This is a genomic window from Streptomyces sp. NBC_00435, assembly GCF_036014235.1.
Classification (GTDB): domain Bacteria; phylum Actinomycetota; class Actinomycetes; order Streptomycetales; family Streptomycetaceae; genus Streptomyces.
Genome location: NZ_CP107924.1, coordinates 2071210 through 2091376, shown reverse-complemented (window position 1 = coordinate 2091376; position 20167 = coordinate 2071210). Strand labels below are relative to the sequence as shown.

The following is a 20167-nucleotide window of genomic DNA, read 5'->3' as shown; positions in this document are numbered from 1 at the left end:
ACGGCCGTCCGCCCTACGGCCGCCCGCCCAGCCGGGCCACCGCCAGCGCGGCCGCCCGGCACCCGGCCCCGGCGGCCCACGCCGAGCCCGCTCCCGCCAGCCGGGCCGCGAGGAAGGCGCCGGTGAAGGCGTCCCCGGCGCCCGTGGAATCCACCGCCTCCGCGCTCTCCGCCGCGACCTCGGCCGTCACCCGGCCGTCCTCGGCGATCAGCGCCCCGGCCCGGCCCCGGGTGACCACCACCAGCGGCACCCGCCGGCTCAGCACCGCCGCGGCCCGGGCCGCCCCGGCGGACCCGTCGGCCGTCCCCTCCGCCCCCGCCAGCAACAGCGCCTCGTCCTCGTTCGGCAGCAGTACGCCGGCCCCCGCCACGGCGTCCAGGAAGCGGTCCGGACCCAGCGCGGCCAGGAACCCCGCCGACGCCGGATCCACGCTCACCGGGATCCCCCGGGCACGGGCGGCCCGCAGCGCCACCACGGCCAGCTCCCGGCTGCTGCCGGCGAAGAACAGGTAACCCGACAGGTGGAGATGGCCGACCCCGTCCAGCATCCCGGGCGCCCAGTCGGCGGGGGAGAGGCGCAGGGAGGCCCCGCTGTCGGTCAGGAAGGTCCGCTCCGCGTCCTTCCCGACCAGCGCGACCACCGTTCCCGTCGGCTCGGCCGGATCGATCACCAGCTGCGGCCGCACGCCGGCTTCGAGCAGCGCCCGCTCGTGCCACTGGGCCGCATCGCCGCCGACCCGCGCGAGGAGTCGTACCTCCCCGGCTCCCGCGTGGGCCGCCCAGCAGGCCGCGTTGGCCCCGGCACCACCCGGCAGGGTGCGAATCCGGGCCGGGGTGTCGGTGCCCGGAGCCAGCGGCTTCGCGTGCACCGCCACGATGTCCGTCACCACGTCCCCGACGACCAGCAGAGCCCCGGGCGCGCCGGGTACGGCGGTCACGGCCGCGCCGCCCAGGCCCGCGCGATCCGGGACCCGAGGCGGACGTTGCCCCGTACCGCCGCGAGGTTGGCCTCCAGGGAGGCGCCGCCCGTCGCGCGCACCAGGAACCCCAGCAGGAACGGTGTCACCGCCTGCCCCGTGATCCCCCGCGCCCGGCACTCCGACAGCGCCTCGGCCAGGACCCGGTCGTGCAGTTCCGGATCGAGCTGCTCGGACTCCGCCACCGGATTGGCCACGAGCAGCGCCGACTCCGCTCCGCCGAGGAGGTCCTGAGCGGCCATCACGGCCGCCACTTCCTCCGGGCGATGGACCGTCCAGTCCACCGGCTCGCCGGAGTCGGCCAGGTAGAACCCGGGGAAACGTTCCGTCCCGTACCCGAGGACACCGACCCCCAGCGTCTCCAGCCGCTGAAGCGTCGCCGGGACGTCCAGGATCGACTTCACCCCCGCGCACACCACGGTGATCCGGGTCCGCGCCAGCAGCGCGAGGTCCGCCGACTCGTCCTGCGACCGCGTCCAGTCACGGTGTACGCCACCCAGCCCGCCCGTGGCGAAGACCCGCAGTCCCGCCCGCGCGGCCAGGAAGGCCGTGGCTGAAACCGTGGTGGCGCCCGTCGCCCCCGTCGCCAGCGCGGGCGCCAGGTCCCGGTGGCCGAGCTTGCGCACGCCCTCGCCGCCGGCGATCCGCTCCAGCCGGGCCTTGTCGAGCCCGGCGTACGCCACCCCGTCGATGACCGCGACCGTCGCCGGAACGGCTCCCTCCGCCCGGACCAGCTCCTCCAGCTCCATGCCCACCGCCAGATTGCGGGGCCGCGGCAGGCCGTGGGCGAGGATCGTCGACTCCAGGGCCACGACGGGCTGCCGGCGGGCGAGCGCCTCGCGCACCTCCTCCGACAGGACCGGTACCGGGGCGCTGACCTCAAATGCTGTGTGCTGTGACATGTCCCCATCCCTGGCACGGGAGTCGGGGCTCCAAACGCGTTGCCGCCGCACGGCGCGAACCTGGCCGGGCAGCGCCGTGGCCGGCGTGGCCGGCGACATGCGGGCCCGGACCCGTCCTCGGGGAGCCCGGCCCGGCTCGACAGGGTGACGCGCGGGGCGGGCGCGCGCTGGACGCTCTGGTCACCCCGGGGTGCGGCGTGTCCGGATTAGGCTGACGGGCCATGAGCACCAGTGATCACAGTGACGCCCCCGTACCCGTGCCGTCCCCCGCCTCCTTCGCCGTTTCCGTACCGGACCTCTCCGACACGGAACTGGAGGCGGAGGAGCTCGACCCCGCGCAGATCCTCTCGGGCGATCCCGTCGTGACGGGCAAGGTGCTGTGGGAGGCGCCGGACGGTTCGCAGGTGCGCGGGATCTGGCAGATCACCCCGGGCGTGGTCACCGACACCGAGGCCAACGAGCTCTTCGTGGTGGTCAGCGGGCGCGCCACCATCGAGGTGGAGGGCGGCGCGACGCTGGAGGTCGGCCCCGGCTCCGCGTGCGTCCTGCGGGAGGGCGACAGGACCACGTGGACCGTCCACGAGACGCTCCGCAAGGCCTACCACATCAGCTACTAGCGACCGGCTGCCGGGCTCTGGCTACTGGGTCCTGGCTACGGGGCCTTGCGGGCCCCGGCCGGATGGCGGCGCGAGGTGAACAGCGCGAGCGCCGCCACCGGCAGCAGCAGGGCGGCCGCGACCGCGTTGAGCCAGCCGTAGCCCGCCTGGGACATGACCAGACCGGCGGCGGCGCCGCCCACGCCGGCGGCCGTGTTCATCGTGAGGTCGCCGAGGCCCTGTACGGCGGCACGCGCGGGCTGCGGCACCGAGTCGGTCAGCAGCGCCGAGCCGGACACCATGCCCGCGGACCAGCCGAGGCCGAGCAGGAAGAGCCCGGCGGCGCTCTGGGCGTGGTTCCCGCCGGCCGTGCCGGCGAGGAGCGCGGCGGTGCACAGCAGCCCGGCCGCCAGTCCGATCACGGACAGCCGGCCGAGGCGGTCCGCGAGCCAGCCCATCAGCGGCGAGAAGCCGAACATGCCGGCGATGTGCACGCTGATGACCAGCCCGACGAGCTGGAGTCCGGCTCCGTGGTGCCCCAGGTCGACCGGGGTCATCACCATGATCGAGACCATGGTGGTGTGCGACACCGCGATGGTCAGCAGCGCGAGCCGGGCCCGGGGGGATGCCTTGACCGCCGCGAACCCGGCGCGCAGCGAGCGCCCGGCGCGGGTCTGCTCCTCGGGTGCGGCGAGCGCCCGCGCGGTCAGCAGCGGGTCCGGGCGCAGGAGTACGCCGATCAGCGCGGCGGTGAGCAGGAAGACGGCGCCGGCCCATACGAAGGGGCCCGCCGTCTGGGGTATGGAGGTGCCGGCGAAGCTGCGGCTGGCCGGGGCGGAGAGGTTGGGGCCGAGCACCGCCCCGATGGTGGAGGCCCAGACGACGACGGAGATCGCCCGCGCCCGGTGGTCGGGTTCGGCGAGGTCGGCGGCGGCGAAGCGGGACTGGAGGTTGGCGGAGGAGGCGGCTCCGAAGGCGGCCATGCCGAGCATCAGGAGCGGGAAGCTCCGGACCGCGGCGGCGAGGACGACGAGGGCCGCGCCGGCCGCGCCGATCACGTAGGCGAGGACCAGGCCCGGCCGGCGGCCGCGCGCGGTCATCAGCGCGGCGAGCGGCAGCGAGACCACGGCGGTGCCGATCACGGCGGCGGTGGAGGCGAAGCCGGAGAGCGACTCAGTGCCGCTGACCTCGGTGGCCAGTACCGGGGCCAGGGCGATGCTGATCGGCACGCCGATCCCGCCCAGCATCTGGCCGGCGATCAGTACCCCGGAGGTGCGGCGCCGCAGCCGGGGCAGATCGGCGAGGGTGATCGGCGCGGCCGACCGGTCGGTGCCGGGCGCGGTGCTCATGCGGTCCACCTCCGGCACGGATGCGGCGGGGCTGCGGGAGCGGCGGCAGGAGTAGTCACCGCCGCAGTTTCGCACCCCTTACCGCGCGGGCGGAACAGGGCTACGGGGAGCACGGCACCCCCTCGGAGAGGAGGGAGCAGCTCCCAGAGCCGGGAGCACGGCACCCCCGGCGCCGGGCAGCACACGGCCGTCCCTCAGAACAGCGGCTGCGGCAGGACGCCCTCCAGGGCGAGCAGGTGGCGCTTGGTCTCCACACCCCCGCCGAACCCGCCGATGCCGCCGTCGTTCTCCACGACCCGGTGGCAGGCCACCACCAGCGGCAGGGGGTTCGAACCCATGGCGTTGCCGACGGCCTGGGCCGCGCCCGGCGCTCCGGCCCGGGCGGCCAGCTCGCCGTACCCCACCACGCTCCCGTACGGAACGGAGCGGTCCAGCTCCAGCAGGACCTGCCGGTTGAAGCCGGAGCTGAGCCGCCAGTCCAGCGGCAGCTCGAAGCGGCGCAGCGTACCGGCGAAGTAGGCGTTGAGCTGGCGTATCGGCTCGGCCAGCAGGACCTCGTGGCCCGGCTCCGGACGGTGGGCGTCGGCGCCGAGCCGGGAGATCAGCGAGCCGATCATCCGCTCGGCCCGCTCGGGGCCGGCATGGAACTCCACCCGGACCAGACCCTCCGGGGTCGCGGCCAGGAGCAGGGGGCCGATGCCGCTGTCGACGACGGTCCATTCGAGGTGCGGCCCGCGGGGCCGCTCGGTGCTGTCCACCCCTTCACGGTACGGCGCCCCTCTGACAGCGAGGTCCTGGACGGCGGGCCCCCTGACGGCGGGCCCCCCGATGCCGGGACCCCTGACGGCGGGGCTCCCGGCAGCGGGGCGGCCGCTGACCGTGCCACCCCGCCTCAGTAGCCGCCCACGGCCTCCCGTACGACGTCGGGCTTGTCGGTGATGATCCCGTCCACACCCATCTCCCGGACCTTCAGGGTGGTCGCCGCGTCGTCCACGATCCAGGTGTCCACTTCCATCGCCCTGCCGTGGGCGCCGACCAGCCCGTGCACCGCGGCCACCCAGTCGCTGTCGATCGTGGTGTACCAGGGGTTGATCCGGTCCGTGAACTCGGCGTACCGCGGCAGGTCGGCGAGGGCCGGGGTGCCGAGGAAGGCCGTGACCAGGTCCGGGCGCAGCTCGTGGACGGTGCGTACGGAGTCGGCGCTGAAGCTCTGGACGACCAGGCGGCGGTTCACGTGGTTCTCGTCGAGCCAGCCGGTCTCCTCCAGGACGTCCAGGGTCTGCTGCTCGATCCCGGGGTAGAGCTCCGGCTTCTTGATCTCCAGGAGCAGCCGCTGCTGGTTGCGCTGGACCCGGTTCATGTACTGCCGCAGGGTCGGTACGCGGGCGCCCGCGAACTCCTGTCCGAACCAGCTGCCCGCGTCCAGCCGGGCGATCTCCGCCGCGGTGAAGTCGTGGACCCGCCAGGGCTTGCGGTCCGGGAACACCTGCTCGACGTCGGTGGTCCGGGCCAGGGTGTCGTCGTGGATCACCACGAGCTCGCCGTCCCTGGTCCGCTGGACGTCGTTCTCCACCCAGTCGAAGCCCATCTCCATGGCGAGGTCGATCGCCTGCAGGGTGTTCTCCGGGGCGTACGCCGAAGCCCCCCGGTGGGCGTACACGATCGGGTTGGAGAACCAGTCCGGACCGCCGGGTGCGGCCGAGGCGGCGGCCGCACCGAACACGGTCAGGGTGAGTCCCAGGAAGGCGGCGGTGGCCGCGGCGGCGGATCGGACATACATGCGCGTTCTCCTCGGGTCAAGTGCCCTGCTCCTGCTTCAAACGGGCGCGGAGCGGCATTCGTTGCGGCGATGCACTGACGGCGTTGCGTTTCCGACGCACTTTCAGGGAGGGAGCCGTGTACGGCGATCATGGGGTTGAAGATCACCGGGCCGCCACCGAACTACGACAAACGGACCAGACCCGAACGAGTTCGCCGGGGTGCGGGACCACCGGCTGTCAGTGGGGGGTCGTACGGTTGACCCATGCGGCCCGTATCGAAGATCGAACGCACGGTGGCGCCTTTCGAGGTCGTCAGTTCCTACCAGCCCAGCGGCGACCAGCCGGCGGCCATCGCCGAGCTGGAGAAGCGCATCCGTGCAGGTGAGAAGGATGTCGTGCTGCTCGGCGCGACCGGAACCGGCAAGTCGGCGACCACCGCCTGGATGATCGAGAAGCTCCAGCGGCCCACGCTGGTGATGGCACCGAACAAGACGCTCGCCGCGCAGCTGGCGAACGAGTTCCGCGAGCTCCTGCCGAACAACGCCGTCGAGTACTTCGTGTCGTACTACGACTACTACCAGCCCGAGGCCTACGTTCCGCAGTCGGACACCTACATCGAGAAGGACTCCTCGATCAACGAGGAGGTGGAGCGGCTGCGCCACTCCGCGACCAACTCCCTCCTCACCCGTCGCGACGTCATCGTCGTCGCCTCCGTGTCCTGCATCTACGGTCTCGGCACCCCGCAGGAGTACGTCGACCGGATGGTCCCCCTCAAGGTCGGTGAGGAGATGGACCGCGATCAGCTGCTGCGCCGCTTCGTCGACATCCAGTACACGCGCAACGACGTGGCCTTCACCCGGGGCACCTTCCGGGTGCGCGGCGACACCATCGAGATCTTCCCGGTCTACGAGGAACTGGCCGTCCGCATCGAGATGTTCGGCGACGAGATCGAGGCCCTGTCCACCCTGCACCCGCTGACCGGCGAGGTGATCAGCGAGGACCGCGAGCTGTACGTCTTCCCGGCGAGCCACTACGTCGCCGGCCCGGAGCGCATGGAGAAGGCGGTCCGCGGCATCGAGGCCGAGCTGGCCGAGCGCCTCGCGGAGCTGGAGAAGCAGGGCAAGATGCTGGAGGCGCAGCGGCTGCGCATGCGCACCACGTACGACCTGGAGATGATGCGCCAGATCGGGTCCTGCTCCGGCATCGAGAACTACTCGCTGCACATGGACGACCGCGAGCGCGGCTCCGCGCCCAACACCCTCATCGACTACTTTCCCGAGGACTTCCTCCTCGTCATCGACGAGTCGCACGTCACCGTCCCCCAGATCGGCGCGATGTACGAAGGTGACGCGTCCCGCAAGCGGACCCTGGTCGACCACGGATTCCGGCTGCCGTCCGCGCTCGACAACCGCCCGCTGAAGTGGGAGGAGTTCCAGGAACGCATCGGCCAGACCGTCTACCTGTCGGCGACCCCCGGCAAGTACGAGCTCTCGCGCGGGGACGGCTTCGTCGAGCAGATCATCCGCCCGACCGGACTCATCGACCCCGAGGTCGTGGTCAAGCCCACCGAGGGCCAGATCGACGACCTGGTGCACGAGATCCGTCAGCGGGTGGAGAAGGACGAGCGCGTCCTGGTCACCACCCTCACCAAGAAGATGGCCGAGGACCTCACCGACTACTTCCTGGAGCTCGGCATCCAGGTCCGCTACCTGCACAGCGACGTCGACACCCTGCGCCGCATCGAGCTGCTGCGCGAGCTGCGGGCGGGCGAGTACGACGTCCTCGTCGGCATCAACCTGCTCCGCGAGGGCCTCGACCTGCCCGAGGTGTCGCTGGTGGCGATCCTCGACGCCGACAAGCAGGGCTTCCTGCGCTCGGGGACCTCCCTGATCCAGACCATCGGCCGTGCCGCGCGCAACGTCTCCGGCGAGGTCCACATGTACGCGGACAGCATCACCCCGGCCATGGCCCAGGCGATCGACGAGACCAACCGCCGCCGGGAGAAGCAGGTCGCCTACAACACGGCCCACGGGATCGACCCGCAGCCGCTGCGCAAGAAGATCAACGACATCGTGGCGACGATCGCCCGCGAGGAGCTCGACACCGAGCAGCTGCTCGGCACCGGCTACCGGCAGACCAAGGACGGCAAGGCGCTCAAGGCCCCCGTCCCGGCGCTGGGCGGCAAGGCGGGCCAGGCCAAGGCGGGCGGCAGGGCCGGGGCCAAGGGGGCCAAGCGCGGCGAGGTCCTCACCGACCGCCCCGCAGCCGAACTGGCCGCGCTCATCGAGCAGATGACCGAGCGGATGCGCGGCGCCGCCGCGGAGCTGCAGTTCGAGGTCGCGGCCCGGATCCGGGACGAGGTGAGCGAGCTGAAGAAGGAGCTCAGGCAGATGAAGGAAGCGGGTCTCGCCTGACCCGGGGCCGGTCAGTAGGGTTGGCACAGCCGCAGGTACACGCTGCGCACCCCCATCGGGGGCGGGCTATGGAGAGGGGACAGCGCGTGACGGTCAACATGACCAAGGGTCAGGCCATCAGTCTGCAGAAGGCGGACGGGGGCACGCTGACCGCGGTCCGGATGGGCCTCGGCTGGCAGGCGGCCAAGCGGCGGGGGCTGTTCGGCTCGCGGACCCGCGAGATCGACCTCGACGCGTCGGCGGTGCTCTTCGCCGAGAAGCAGCCCGTGGACGTGGTGTTCTTCCGCCACCTGCAGAGCGACGACGGCTCGGTCCGGCACACCGGTGACAACCTCGTCGGCGGTGTCGGCCAGGGTGGGGACGACGAGTCGATCCTCGTCGACCTGCAGCGCGTGCCGGTCCACATCGACCAGATCGTCTTCACGGTGAACTCCTTCACCGGCCAGACGTTCCAGGAGGTGCAGAACGCCTTCTGCCGCATCGTCGACGAGACCAACGGCCAGGAACTGGCCCGCTACACCCTCGACGGCGGCGGCCAGTACACCGCCCAGATCATGGCGAAGGTGTCGCGCGTCGGCGCCGGCTGGCAGATGACGGCCCTGGGCAACCCGGCCAACGGCCGCACCTTCCAGGACCTGATGCCGGCGATCCTGCCGCACCTGTAAGCACGACCGAGTACCACCGGGCACCACCGGGCAACAACGACGGCACAGCAGAAGAACGGGCACGGGGGAGGGGCTGCACGATGACGGCCGAACTGGTCCGGGGGCAGAACCACCCCCTGTCCCGGAGCCGGGTCGAGATCCGGGTCTCGGCGGGCACACCCGTGCTCGCCCTGGCCCAGGTCGGCGACGAGGCGGGCCGGCTCGCCGGCCCCGGGGCGCTGGCCCATCCCGGCGCCCGCACCCTGCCCGGGCTGGAAGTGCCCGGGGAGGTCTCGGGGGAGCACCGCATCGCGGTCGACCTCGAGGCCGTCGACCCGGCCGTGCACCGGGTCGGCTTCGTGCTGGTCCTGCCGCCCGGCGGCCCGGCCCGCTTCGGCGCGGTCCCGGCCTCCTACGTGTCCGTGGCCGACCCGGAGGGCGCCGAGCTCGCCGGGTACACGCTGACCGGCCTGGAGTCGGAGACCGCCGTCATGGCCCTGGAGCTGTACCGGCGCCAGGGGGCCTGGAAGGTCCGCGCCGTCGGCCAGGGCTATGCCGGCGGACTCGGCGCGCTCCTGGCCGACGCCGGGCTGCCCGGCCCGGCCGCAACCGAGCTCGCCGCCCTCGCGACGGGGCTGACCCCGATGGGGGACATCACCCTGGCCGTCATGCCCGGCGGGCCGGCCCCGACCGTGCCACGCGGCCTGCGGGCGCCGGACCCCGCCCCGCAGGACACCGCGCCCGCCCCCACGCCACTGCCGCCCCCGGACCCGATCCCGGTCCCCTCGGCCCCGTACGCGGCCGGGCCCGGCGGGGACACCGCGGGCGGTCCGCCCACCATCAGCTACGCCCACCCGCGCCGCCGCACCAGCACCGAACCGCCCGAGCCCGCGCCGCGCCCCGCCGCGCCGCCGCAGCCGGGTGAACCGGCCCGCCCCGTCGCCGGGGACGCGAGCGGCTGGTCGATGGAGGAGCGGCTCTACAACCAGGTCTGGGGCATGTTCGAGGACCTGGCCCGCTGTGTGGCCGCCTACCGCGGTGCCGTGGAGTTCGCCGACTCCCGGATGGACCGCGAGCTGGACGAGGCGCTGTCCGACCCCCGCCACCGCCTCGGCGGCTCCGGCGACGCCGCCCGTGACACCGCCCGGGCCCGACACGAGGAGCTGGTCGCGCAGGCGCAGGCCGTCCTCGACCGGGACCTGGTCCAGCTCACCGCCGAGTCCGAGGTCGTCGAGCCCGCGCTGCCGGCCCCGTACGCCCGCTGGGACAACCCGGTCTGGTACGCCCACACCGTGCCCGGCGAGAGCCCGCTGGCCCTGCGCCTGGGAGACCTCCACCTGCCCGAGCGGCCCGATCTGCGCATCCCCATGCTGGTCAGGGTCCCGTTGGAGCGCGGGCTGTGGATCGACAACGGCCGCACCGGCTCCGAGTCCGCCATGGCGATGGACACCGACCAACTGCGCCGGGCCGCGATGGACATGGCCGTCGCGCACGCCGCGCGGCTGCTGGCCGCCCACCCCGCCGACAGGTTCGCCGTCCACGTCATCGACGCGGCCGGCGCCGGAGCCGCCTCGCTAACCCCGCTGGTGCGGGCCGGAGTGCTGGCGGGGCCTCCCGCCGCCGGGGCCGCGGGGGTCACCGAGACCCTGGAGCGGCTGACCCGGCGCGTGGACCTCGTACAGATGGCGGTGCGGGCCGGAGCTCCGGAGGACCTGCCGCCCGATGTGGACACCGCCGACCAGCTCTTGATCGTGCACGATTTCCCGCACGGGTTCGACGACCGGGCCGTCACCCGGTTGCGCTACCTCGCCGACGAGGGGCCGGCGGTCGGCGTGCACCTGCTGATGGTCGCGGACCGTGACGAGGCCTCGGCCTACGGGCCGCTGCTGGACCCGCTGTGGCGCTCGCTGATGCGGCTGTCGCCGGTGCCGGACAACCACCTCGCCGATCCCTGGGTCCACCACGCCTGGACCTTCGAACCGGATCTGCCGCCGCGCGGCAGCCAGGTCCTCGACCAGGCGCTCGAGCGGGTCGCGGCGGCCCGGCGGGCCACCCGGTAGCGGCCGCGGCCCGACCGGCCGCCCCGCCCGCGCGACCCACGCATGACCGGCCCGTGACCGACGCCTGACCGGTTCTTGGTATTCCCTTTACCTTAGGGGGTCATGGCGGGTACGCTGGTGAGTGCGGAGGGGAGTATTCCTGCTTTCCTGCTACGGCGTGCCCGTCAATACGGACTGCAATCGGTCCCGGGGCGCCGGCCCGTGGCCCCCTGGCCGTCCGGGTGGAAGAGACCTCCGGCAGCGATGACGCTGACAAAGTGCTGAGCCATCTGCCGGAGGCATGTAAACCGTGGACGTTTCGTTGACCCTCTGGGTGCTGACCATCGTTGGTCTGGGCATCCTCATCGGCGCCGATTTCTTCATCGGCCGCAAACCGCACGACGTTTCCATGAAGGAAGCGGGCATCTGGACGGTCGTCTGGATCGTCCTCGCGGCGCTCTTCGGCCTCGGCCTGCTGTTCTTCGGGCACGGCCAGGCCTCGCAGGAGTTCTTCGCCGGGTTCATCACCGAGAAGTCCCTGAGCGTGGACAACCTCTTCGTCTTCGTCCTGATCATGGCGAAGTTCGCGGTGCCCTCGCAGCTCCAGCAGCGCGTGCTGCTGATCGGCGTACTGATCGCCCTCGTCCTGCGCGCGATCTTCATCGCCGCCGGCGCCGCGATCATCACCAACTTCTCGTGGGTCTTCTACATCTTCGGCGCCTTCCTCATCTACACCGCGTGGAAGCTGATCCAGGAAGCCCGCAAGGACGAGGAGGACGAGGAGTTCGAGGAGAACCGTCTCCTCAAGTCGATCGAGAAGAAGTTCGGCGTCGCCGACCGCTACCACGGCACCAAGCTCTTCATCCGGAACAACGGCAAGCGCGTCCTGACCCCGCTGATGGTCGTCATGCTCGCCATCGGCACCACCGACGTGCTGTTCGCCCTGGACTCGATCCCCGCGATCTTCGGTCTCACCCAGGACCCGTACATCGTCTTCACCGCCAACGCCTTCGCGCTGATGGGTCTGCGCCAGCTGTACTTCCTCATCGGCGGCCTGCTCAAGAAGCTGGTCCACCTCAGCTACGGCCTTTCCGTCATCCTCGGCTTCATCGGCATCAAGCTCGTGCTGCACGCCCTGCACGAGTCGGGCCTGCACGTCCCGCAGATCTCCATCCCGGTCTCCCTGGGCGTCATCTGCGGTGTCCTGGTGATCACCACGATCACCAGCCTGATCGCCTCGAAGAAGCAGGCCGAGGCCGAGGCCGCCGCCACCCCGGAGGGCGTCGACGCCTGACGCGGGCCTGACGCGGGCCTGACGCGGGCCCGCGCCGGGCCCGGCGCGGGCCCGGAGCGCGCCAGATCCGTCGCCGCGCGACAGGGGTGGTCCGGACCTAAGGTGGTCATGTTGCCTTGGTCGTCGGACGACAGGAGGCCGTGCCATGAGGCCGACCCGCACGCGTATGCGCAGGGCCTGGGTGGCCGTAGCCGCCGCAGGCCTCCTCACCGCCCCGGCCGTCGCGGGCTCCGCGTACGGGGCCGCCGCCTCGGCGCCGTCCGTGTCCGCCGCACCCTCACCGACCGGCGACACGGAGTTCCCGCAGCTCACGCCGGCGGTCGCCGCCCAACTGGACGCGGCCGTGCGCCAGACCATGAGCGAAACCGGGGTGCCGGGCGTGACCGTCGGACTGTGGGCCCCCGGCAAGGGGAGCTACGTGAAGTCCTTCGGCGTGGCCGACAAGGCCACCGGCGCCCCCATGAAGCCCGACCTCGGGGTGCGCATCGGCAGCGAGACCAAGACGTTCACGGTCACGGCCCTCCTCCAACTGGTCGACCAGGGAAAGCTCGCCCTGGACGACACCATCGGCAAGTACATCAGCGGCGTCCCGAACGGGGACCGCATCACCCTGCGCGAACTGGCGGGCATGCGCAGCGGGCTCTACAACTACAGCGAGGACCCGGGCTTCGACGCGAAGATCACCTCCACCTTCACCCCGCAGCAGTTGCTCGACATCTCCTTCAAGCACCCGGTGAACTTCGAGCCGGACGCGAAGTTCGAGTACTCCAACACCAATCTGATCCTGCTCGGCCTGCTGGTGCAGAAGATCACCGGCCGGCCGCTCGACGAGGTCATCGCCCAGGACGTCGTCAAGCCCGCGGGGCTGAGCGGGCGCACGCTCCTCGCGAGCGGGACGGAGTTCCCCGAGCCGCACGCGCACGGCTACACCAACGATCTGCCCGGCGGCAAGATCGTGGACGCGACCAACCTCGACCCGTCGTGGGCCTGGGCCGCCGGAGCGATGGCCTCCGACCTCCAGGACCTGCGCATCTGGGCGAAGACCCTGGCCACCGGCACGCTGCTGACCCCCGCGACCCAGGCCCAGCGCCTGAAGACGCAGCCGATCGGCATCATCCCCGGCGACGGGTACGGGCTCGGCATCTTCAACGTGCAGGGCTGGCTCGGCCACAACGGCTCGCTGCCCGGCTACGAGACGCTGACCGTCTACCTGCCGGAGGTGCAGGCGACCATGGTCGTCCTGCTCACCACCGACGACCTGTACAAGGGGCAGGAGCCCAGCACCCTCTTCGGCGAGGCGATCACCAGCATCGTGACCCCGAGCCACGTGTACCCGGGCCACAAACCGGTGGAGACCAAGTAGCGGCTGACGGAGGATCGGGCCCCGGGGCGCTACGCGGGGGCGGTCGCTCGGGCCGCCTCCGCCTCCTTGCCCGTCCGCTGCCGCACGCCCGAGGGGTTCGTCTCCGGCAGCAGCGCGAAGCAGGCCAGCGAGACCAGGGCGATCCCCGTCAGGTACACGGCCACCGCCCACGGCGGGCCGGAGCCGTCCGCCAGGGCCGTCGCGACGATCGGGGTCAGCGCCCCGCCCAGCACCCCGCCCAGGTTGTAGCCGACGGCCGCGCCCGTGCAGCGGATCCGCGGGGCGTACAGCTCGGGCAGGTAGGCGCCCACCACCGCGAACATCGTCACCATGCCGAGCAGGGCGCCGAACAGCCCCAGCGTCATCAGCAGCGGGTCCGCGGTGCGCAGCAGGGCCACGAAGGGGAACATCCACAGCGCCGACATCGCGCAGCCCGCCAGGCACAGCGGGCGCCGCCCCCAGCGGTCGCCGAGCAGCGCGATCGCCGGGGTGGCCAGTCCCTTGAGGGCGACGGCCACCATGACGCACGTCAGCATCACCGAGCGATGCACCCCGAGGTGTTCGGTGGCGTACGCGAGGGACCAGGTGGTGACCGCGTAGAAGACGGCGTACCCGACGGCCAGCGCCCCGCCGGTCAGCAGGAGGAGGCGCCAGTGGCCCCGTACGACCTCGGTCAGCGGGGCGTCGGCCCGCCGGCCGGTCGCGGCGAGCGCGCGGAACTGCGGGGTCTCCTCCACCGAGCGGCGCAGCCACAGCCCGGCCAGGGCCAGCAGCCCCGCCGCCCAGAACGGCACCCGCCAGCCCCACGCGGCGAACTGCCCGTCGGACAGGGTGCTCGACAGGGCCAGCATCAGGCCGTTGGCCAGCAGGAATCCCACCGCCGGACCCATCTGCGGGAAGCTCGACCAGAGCCCGCGCCGCCCCTCGGGGGCGTGCTCGGCGGTCAGCAGCACCGCGCCGCCCCACTCGCCGCCCAGTCCGAAGCCCTGCAGGAAGCGCAGCAGGACCAGCAGGACCGGTGCGGCCGCCCCGATGGAGGCGTACGAGGGCACGCAGCCCACCGCCACCGTGGCCAGGCCGGTGAGCAGCAGGGAGCCCAGCAGCACCGGGCGGCGGCCGTACCGGTCGCCGATGTGGCCGAAGACGGCCGATCCGAGGGGGCGGGCGAGGAAGCCGACGCCGAAGGTGCCGAAGGCGGCGAGGGTCCCGGCGAGCGGGGAGAAGGCGGGGAAGAAGAGCGGGCCGAGGACCAGGGCGGCCGCGGTGCCGTAGGCGAAGAAGTCGTAGAACTCGATGGCGGTCCCGGCGAGGGCGGCCGAGGCCAGCCGGAGCATCGAGGGCCGCGCGACGGCCGGGGCCGCGGCGGGGGAGGGGACGGCGGGGGAGGGGTCTTGTTGCATGGTGCAGCAATTACCCCGCCCCACACCCTCAGGACGTGCGTTCGCCCATCAATGACCGGAAGGGAGTGCGGTCCGGCGCGAGGTTGACGGGCGGATGTCGGCTACCAGCCGCGCTCGCGCCATTCGGCCAGGTGAGGACGCTCGGCGCCGAGCGTCGTGTCGTTGCCGTGGCCCGGGTAGACCCAGGTCTCGTCCGGCAGCTGTTCGAAGAGCTTGTGCTCCACGTCGTCGACGAGCTGGACGAAGGCCTTCGGGTCCCCCCAGGTGTTGCCGACGCCGCCGGGGAAGAGGCAGTCGCCGGTGAACACGTGCGGATGACCGTGCGGGTCGTCGTAGACCAGCGCGATCGAACCGGGGGTGTGGCCGACCAGGTGGCGGGCGGTCAGCGTGACCCGTCCGACCGTGATCGTGTCCCCGTCCGCGACGAGCACGTCGGTCGCGACCGGGATGCCCTCCGCGTCGAGGGCGCCCGCGTACGTCCGCGCGCCGGTCGCCCCGACCACGTCCGCCAGCGCGCCCCAGTGGTCGCCGTGCTGGTGAGTGGTGACCACGGAGGCGATGCCGCCGTCACCGATCAGGCTCAGCAGGGTCTCCGGCTCCGCGGCCGCGTCGATCAGCAGCTGTTGGTCGGTGGCCCGGCAGCGCAACAGGTAGGCGTTGTTGTTCATGCCGCCCACCGCGACTTTGGAAATCATCAGGTCCGAGAGTTCGTGCACGTCGGCCGGACCGCCGACCTTGACCGCTCCGCTGTACGTCATGTCGGCAATCCTAGAGCGGGGGGAGTTCGGGCAGGCCGTCGCCGGCCAGTACGGCGAGATGGGCACCCTGCGGACCGCGCCCGGCGAGCCAGCCGAGCAGCTCGGCCTTGGTGCCGTGGAGGACCACGGGGGCGCCTTCCGTGCCACCGGTGTGCCAGACCTCGCCGGGCATGGCCTGCAGCGTCACCGGGGGTACGTCCGGCCGGCCCGCCCAGCGGTCGGCGAGGAAGGCGATCTCCCGGTCGGTGAACTCGGCGGAGAGGTGCGTGAGCTCGTAGCCGATGTCCAGGTCGACGTGGTGCAGCTCGACCTCGATCAGGCGGCGGAAGGGAACGCGGGCGGCGACGTCGGTGACGCCGTTGCGCAGCTCCACGATGCGCGTCCAGTCCTGCGGCAGCTCGGCGACGGCCTGCCAGCGGTCCGCGGAATGCCGGACGTCCTCGAGCTGTTGCAGCAGAGGACGCCCGGAATCGCGCTCGATGTCGGACTCCCGGGAGGTGGCGCTCTCGTACATCGGGCGGCCCTCGAAGACCTCTACCAGGGCGTCGGCGTTCCGGGCCAGGTGGGCCAGGACGTGGCCGCGGGTCCAGCCGGGGAGACGTGACTCTTCGGCGAGGGTCGCGTTGTCCAGTTTCGCGGCCGCGGTCAGCAGCCGGTCCGTGGCCTCACGTACGGATCGCAGGTCCTGCACATGATCAATCATGCGGCCGAGCCTAGTGGTCGAAGGGGCCCCGCCACACGATCGGGTGAAGAGGCCAGCGGAGTGCCTAAAATCGAATGCACGTGCTATACGCTCGGAGTCCAGTCTCCCACTCCACCGCAGAGGCGCCCCCCAATACCCTGGGACGGGGGCCAGTGCCCCCGCTCTCTCAAGAAAGGTGCGGACCGGCGTGACCGACCGTCTCATCGTTCGTGGCGCTCGCGAGCACAACCTCAAGAACGTTTCTCTTGACCTGCCGCGCGACTCGCTCATCGTCTTCACCGGACTCTCGGGATCGGGCAAGTCCTCCCTGGCCTTCGACACGATCTTCGCCGAGGGTCAGCGCCGCTACGTCGAGTCGCTCTCGTCGTACGCCCGCCAGTTCCTGGGGCAGATGGACAAGCCCGACGTCGACTTCATCGAGGGCCTTTCCCCGGCCGTCTCCATCGACCAGAAGTCCACCTCGCGCAACCCGCGCTCCACCGTCGGCACCATCACCGAGGTCTACGACTACCTCCGCCTGCTCTTCGCGCGCATCGGCAAGCCCCACTGCCCCGAGTGCCGCCGGCCGATCTCGCGGCAGTCGCCGCAGGCGATCGTCGACAAGGTGCTCGCGCTGCCCGAGGGCAGCCGCTTCCAGGTGCTCTCGCCGCTGGTGCGCGAGCGCAAGGGCGAGTTCGTCGACCTCTTCGCCGACCTCCAGACCAAGGGCTACAGCCGGGCCCGGGTGGACGGGGAGACGATCCAGCTCTCCGAGCCGCCCACGCTGAAGAAGCAGGAGAAGCACACCATCGAGGTGGTCATCGACCGCCTCACCGTCAAGGAGAGCGCCAAGCGCCGCCTGACGGACTCCGTGGAGACCGCCCTCGGGCTCTCGAGCGGCATGGTGATCCTGGACTTCGTCGACCTCGCCGCGGACGACCCCGAGCGTGAGCGGATGTACTCCGAGCACCTCTACTGCCCGTACGACGACCTGTCCTTCGAGGAGCTGGAGCCCCGCTCCTTCTCCTTCAACTCGCCCTTCGGCGCCTGCCCCGAGTGCACCGGTATCGGTACGCGCATGGAGGTGGACCCGGAGCTGATCATCCCGGACGAGGACAAGTCCCTGGACGAGGGCGCGGTCTCCCCGTGGTCGCTCGGCCACACCAAGGACTACTTCCAGCGGCTGATCGGCGCGCTCGCCGAGGAGCTCGGCTTCCGCACGGACATCGCCTGGGCCGGGCTGCCGCTGCGCGCCAAGAAGGCCCTGCTGTACGGCCACAAGACGCAGATCGAGGTCCGCTACCGCAACAGGTACGGGCGCGAGCGGGCCTACACCACGGCCTTCGAGGGCGCGGTGCCGTTCGTGAAGCGGCGCCATGCGGAGTCCGAGAGCGACACCAGCCGCGAGCGCTTCGAGGGCTACATGCGCGAGGTGCCCTGCCCGACCTGCCAGGGCACTCGGCTCAAGCCGATCGTGCTCGCGGTGACGGTGATGGAGCGGTCGATCGCCGAGGTCGCCGCGATGTCGATCAGCGAGTGCGCGGAGTTCCTGGGGCAGATGCGCCTCGACGCCCGCGACAAGAAGATCGCTGAGCGCGTCCTCAAGGAGGTCAACGAGCGGCTCCGCTTCCTCGTCGACGTCGGCCTGGACTACCTCTCGCTCAACCGCGCCGCCGGCACCCTGTCGGGCGGCGAGGCCCAGCGCATCCGCCTCGCCACGCAGATCGGCTCCGGTCTCGTCGGAGTGCTCTACGTCCTGGACGAGCCCTCCATCGGCCTGCACCAGCGGGACAACCACCGCCTGATCGAGACCCTCGTACGACTGCGGGACATGGGCAACACGCTCATCGTCGTCGAGCACGACGAGGACACCATCAAGGTGGCCGACTGGGTCGTGGACATCGGCCCCGGCGCCGGTGAGCACGGCGGCAAGGTCGTGCACAGCGGCTCGCTGAAGGAGCTGCTGAAGAACCCCGAGTCGATCACCGGGCAGTACCTGTCCGGCAAGAGGTCCATCCCGCTCCCGGACGTACGCCGGCCCGTGGACCCGTCGCGCAGGCTCACGGTCCACGGGGCCAAGGAGAACAACCTGCGGGACATCGACGTGTCCTTCCCGCTGGGCGTGCTCACCGCGGTGACGGGCGTATCGGGCTCCGGCAAGTCGACGCTGGTGAACGACATCCTGTACACGCACCTGGCGCGCGAGCTCAACGGTGCGCGGTCGGTGCCGGGACGGCACACCCGGGTGGACGGCGACGACCTCGTCGACAAGGTCGTGCACGTGGACCAGTCCCCGATCGGCCGGACCCCCAGGTCCAACCCGGCCACGTACACGGGTGTCTTCGACCACGTCCGCAAGCTCTTCGCGGAGACGATGGAGGCGAAGGTGCGCGGCTATCTGCCGGGCCGCTTCTCCTTCAACGTGAAGGGCGGCCGGTGCGAGAACTGCTCCGGTGACGGCACGATCAAGATCGAGATGAACTTCCTGCCGGACGTGTACGTCCCGTGCGAGGTCTGCCACGGCGACCGGTACAACCGGGAGACGCTGGAGGTCCACTACAAGGGCAAGTCCATCGCCGAGGTCCTGAACATGCCGATCGAGGAGGCCGCCGGCTTCTTCGAGGCGGTCCCGACGATCTCGCGGCACCTGAAGACGCTGAACGAGGTGGGGCTGGGGTACGTGCGGCTCGGCCAGTCGGCGCCGACGCTGTCGGGCGGTGAGGCGCAGCGCGTGAAGCTGGCTTCGGAGCTGCAGAAGCGGTCGACGGGCCGGACGGTGTACGTCCTCGACGAGCCGACGACGGGCCTGCACTTCGAGGACATCTCGAAGCTGATCAAGGTCCTGTCGGGGCTGGTGGACAAGGGGAACTCGGTGATCGTCATCGAGCACAACCTCGACGTCATCAAGACCGCGGACTGGGTCGTGGACATGGGCCCCGAGGGCGGCTACGGAGGCGGCCTCGTCGTCGCGGAGGGCACGCCGGAACAGGTCGCCTCGGTGGGTGCGAGCCACACGGGCAAGTTCCTGCGGGACATCCTCGGCGCGGACCGGGTCTCCGACGCGGAGCCGGTCGACCGGCCGGCGAAGAAGGCGGCCGCGCGGAAGAAGGCGGCTCCCGCCGCTGCCGCGAAGAAGGCGGTGGCGAAGAAGGCAGCCTCGGTGGCCGCGAAGAAGGCGGCCCCGGCGGCCGCGAAGAAGGCCACGCGGGCCCGCAAGGCGTAGCCCTCCGGGGGTGGTGCCGATCCGCATCCGGTGCGGCACCGCTCCCGGGGGCCAGCCCCCGGACCCCCGCTCCTCGAACGCCGGAGGGGCTGGATCAGGCGGCGACGCCGATGGCGTGGCCCGCCGTCGACGGGTCGGACAGGGTCGTCAGGAGGGCGTCCGCGACGTCCGCGCGGGCGATGAACCGCCCGCCCGGGACATTGGCGTCGACCGCCCGCCGGTACGTCCCCGTCCGCGGCCGGTTCAGCAGGCGCGGCGGGCGGATCACCGTCCACCGGGTGCCGCTGGCGGCGATCGCCGCCTCCATGACCGCGAGGTCCGCGTAGACGTCCCGCAGGACCCGCCGCAGCAGGGGCAGGACGAGTGCCCGCGCGAACACCCCGTCCGCCGGGGTCGGCGGCGCCAGCGGGGCCGCGCTCACCGCCGACAGGCGGCTGACCCCCGCGCGGTCCATCGCGGAGACGATCGACCGCAGGGCCGGACCCGCGACGGGGGTGAGCCGTGCCTGCTTGTTGCCCGACGCGCCCAGCGCCGAGACCACCGCTTCCCGGCCCGCCAGCAGCGGGACCAGCGCGTCCTCGTCCGTCAGGTCCCGGACCACCGCCACGCGCAGCCGGTCGTGCGCCGGTACGTCCAGCCGCGCGGGGTCGCGGACGACGGCCGTCACCTCGTGGCCCGCGTCGAGCGCCTGCCGGACGACCTCCCGGCCGACCCCGCCCGTGGCTCCGAACACCGTGAGTCTCATCCTGGCTCCCGTTATGACTGAG

Annotated in this window: 16 protein-coding genes; 7 read left to right on the top strand and 9 right to left on the bottom strand. The window is 72.0% G+C overall.

The annotated features are described in order from the left end of the window. Positions 1–13: 13 nt before the first annotated feature. Positions 14–937 (bottom strand): carbohydrate kinase family protein, encoded by a 924-nt coding sequence (locus OG389_RS09570; RefSeq protein ID WP_328298032.1) that lies wholly within the window; start codon positions 935–937, stop codon positions 14–16. Beyond that, positions 934–1878 carry a pseudouridine-5'-phosphate glycosidase gene (locus OG389_RS09565; RefSeq protein ID WP_328298031.1) on the bottom strand — a complete coding sequence of 315 codons (945 nt, stop codon included), beginning with the start codon at positions 1876–1878 and terminating at the stop codon, positions 934–936. The genes OG389_RS09570 and OG389_RS09565 overlap by 4 nt, the downstream gene beginning before the upstream one ends. Before the next feature lie 221 nt (positions 1879–2099). Here OG389_RS09565 and OG389_RS09560 point away from each other — a divergent pair, with 221 nt between their 5' ends. Then, positions 2100–2495, top strand: a complete 396-nt coding sequence (locus OG389_RS09560; RefSeq protein ID WP_328298030.1) for a cupin domain-containing protein — start codon at positions 2100–2102, stop codon at positions 2493–2495. Positions 2496–2530: 35 nt separating this feature from the next. On the opposite strand, the gene OG389_RS09555 is transcribed toward OG389_RS09560, so the two are convergent. The 3 genes from OG389_RS09555 to OG389_RS09545 all read right to left on the bottom strand — a co-directional run bounded on the left by OG389_RS09555 (position 2531) and on the right by OG389_RS09545 (position 5603). Then, on the bottom strand, positions 2531–3823 hold the full coding sequence (locus OG389_RS09555) for an MFS transporter (protein WP_328298029.1): 1293 nt from the start codon (positions 3821–3823) through the stop codon (positions 2531–2533). A gap of 194 nt (positions 3824–4017) precedes the next feature. Next, positions 4018–4581 carry a methylated-DNA--[protein]-cysteine S-methyltransferase gene (locus tag OG389_RS09550; RefSeq protein WP_328298028.1) on the bottom strand — a complete coding sequence of 188 codons (564 nt, stop codon included), beginning with the start codon at positions 4579–4581 and terminating at the stop codon, positions 4018–4020. 134 nt (positions 4582–4715) lie between these two features. Beyond that, positions 4716–5603 carry a glycerophosphodiester phosphodiesterase gene (locus OG389_RS09545; RefSeq protein WP_328298027.1) on the bottom strand — a complete coding sequence of 296 codons (888 nt, stop codon included), beginning with the start codon at positions 5601–5603 and terminating at the stop codon, positions 4716–4718. A 243-nt stretch (positions 5604–5846) separates the two neighbouring features. On the opposite strand from OG389_RS09545, the gene uvrB reads away from it, so the two are divergent. From uvrB to OG389_RS09520, 5 genes are all read left to right on the top strand, one after another. Then, positions 5847–7997, top strand: a complete 2151-nt coding sequence (gene uvrB / locus OG389_RS09540; protein WP_328298026.1) for an excinuclease ABC subunit UvrB — start codon at positions 5847–5849, stop codon at positions 7995–7997. 86 nt (positions 7998–8083) lie between these two features. Continuing rightward, entirely contained in the window at positions 8084–8662 is a 579-nt protein-coding gene (locus OG389_RS09535) for a TerD family protein (protein WP_328298025.1), read from the top strand. An 80-nt stretch (positions 8663–8742) separates the two neighbouring features. Further along, a complete protein-coding gene (locus OG389_RS09530) occupies positions 8743–10701 on the top strand; it encodes a TerD family protein (RefSeq protein ID WP_328298024.1) in 1959 nt (652 codons plus the stop codon). A gap of 289 nt (positions 10702–10990) precedes the next feature. Beyond that, positions 10991–11974: a TerC/Alx family metal homeostasis membrane protein gene (locus OG389_RS09525; protein WP_328298023.1), complete on the top strand. Its 984-nt coding sequence runs from the start codon at positions 10991–10993 to the stop codon at positions 11972–11974. A 145-nt stretch (positions 11975–12119) separates the two neighbouring features. Beyond that, positions 12120–13337, top strand: a complete 1218-nt coding sequence (locus OG389_RS09520) for a serine hydrolase domain-containing protein (RefSeq protein WP_328298022.1) — start codon at positions 12120–12122, stop codon at positions 13335–13337. Between the two features lie 29 nt (positions 13338–13366). On the opposite strand, the gene OG389_RS09515 is transcribed toward OG389_RS09520, so the two are convergent. The 3 genes from OG389_RS09515 to OG389_RS09505 form a co-directional block, all read right to left on the bottom strand. Next, positions 13367–14671 (bottom strand): MFS transporter, encoded by a 1305-nt coding sequence (locus OG389_RS09515; protein WP_328303641.1) that lies wholly within the window; start codon positions 14669–14671, stop codon positions 13367–13369. Between the two features lie 167 nt (positions 14672–14838). Continuing rightward, entirely contained in the window at positions 14839–15495 is a 657-nt protein-coding gene (locus tag OG389_RS09510; protein ID WP_328298021.1) for an MBL fold metallo-hydrolase, read from the bottom strand. Between the two features lie 10 nt (positions 15496–15505). Further along, positions 15506–16198, bottom strand: a complete 693-nt coding sequence (locus OG389_RS09505) for a maleylpyruvate isomerase family mycothiol-dependent enzyme (protein ID WP_328298020.1) — start codon at positions 16196–16198, stop codon at positions 15506–15508. A 187-nt stretch (positions 16199–16385) separates the two neighbouring features. Between OG389_RS09505 and uvrA the strand changes: the two genes are divergently transcribed. Continuing rightward, positions 16386–19400, top strand: a complete 3015-nt coding sequence (gene uvrA / locus OG389_RS09500) for an excinuclease ABC subunit UvrA (RefSeq protein ID WP_328298019.1) — start codon at positions 16386–16388, stop codon at positions 19398–19400. A gap of 94 nt (positions 19401–19494) precedes the next feature. On the opposite strand, the gene OG389_RS09495 is transcribed toward uvrA, so the two are convergent. Further along, positions 19495–20145, bottom strand: a complete 651-nt coding sequence (locus OG389_RS09495; protein WP_328298018.1) for an NAD(P)-dependent oxidoreductase — start codon at positions 20143–20145, stop codon at positions 19495–19497. Between the last annotated feature and the right edge of the window lie 22 nt (positions 20146–20167).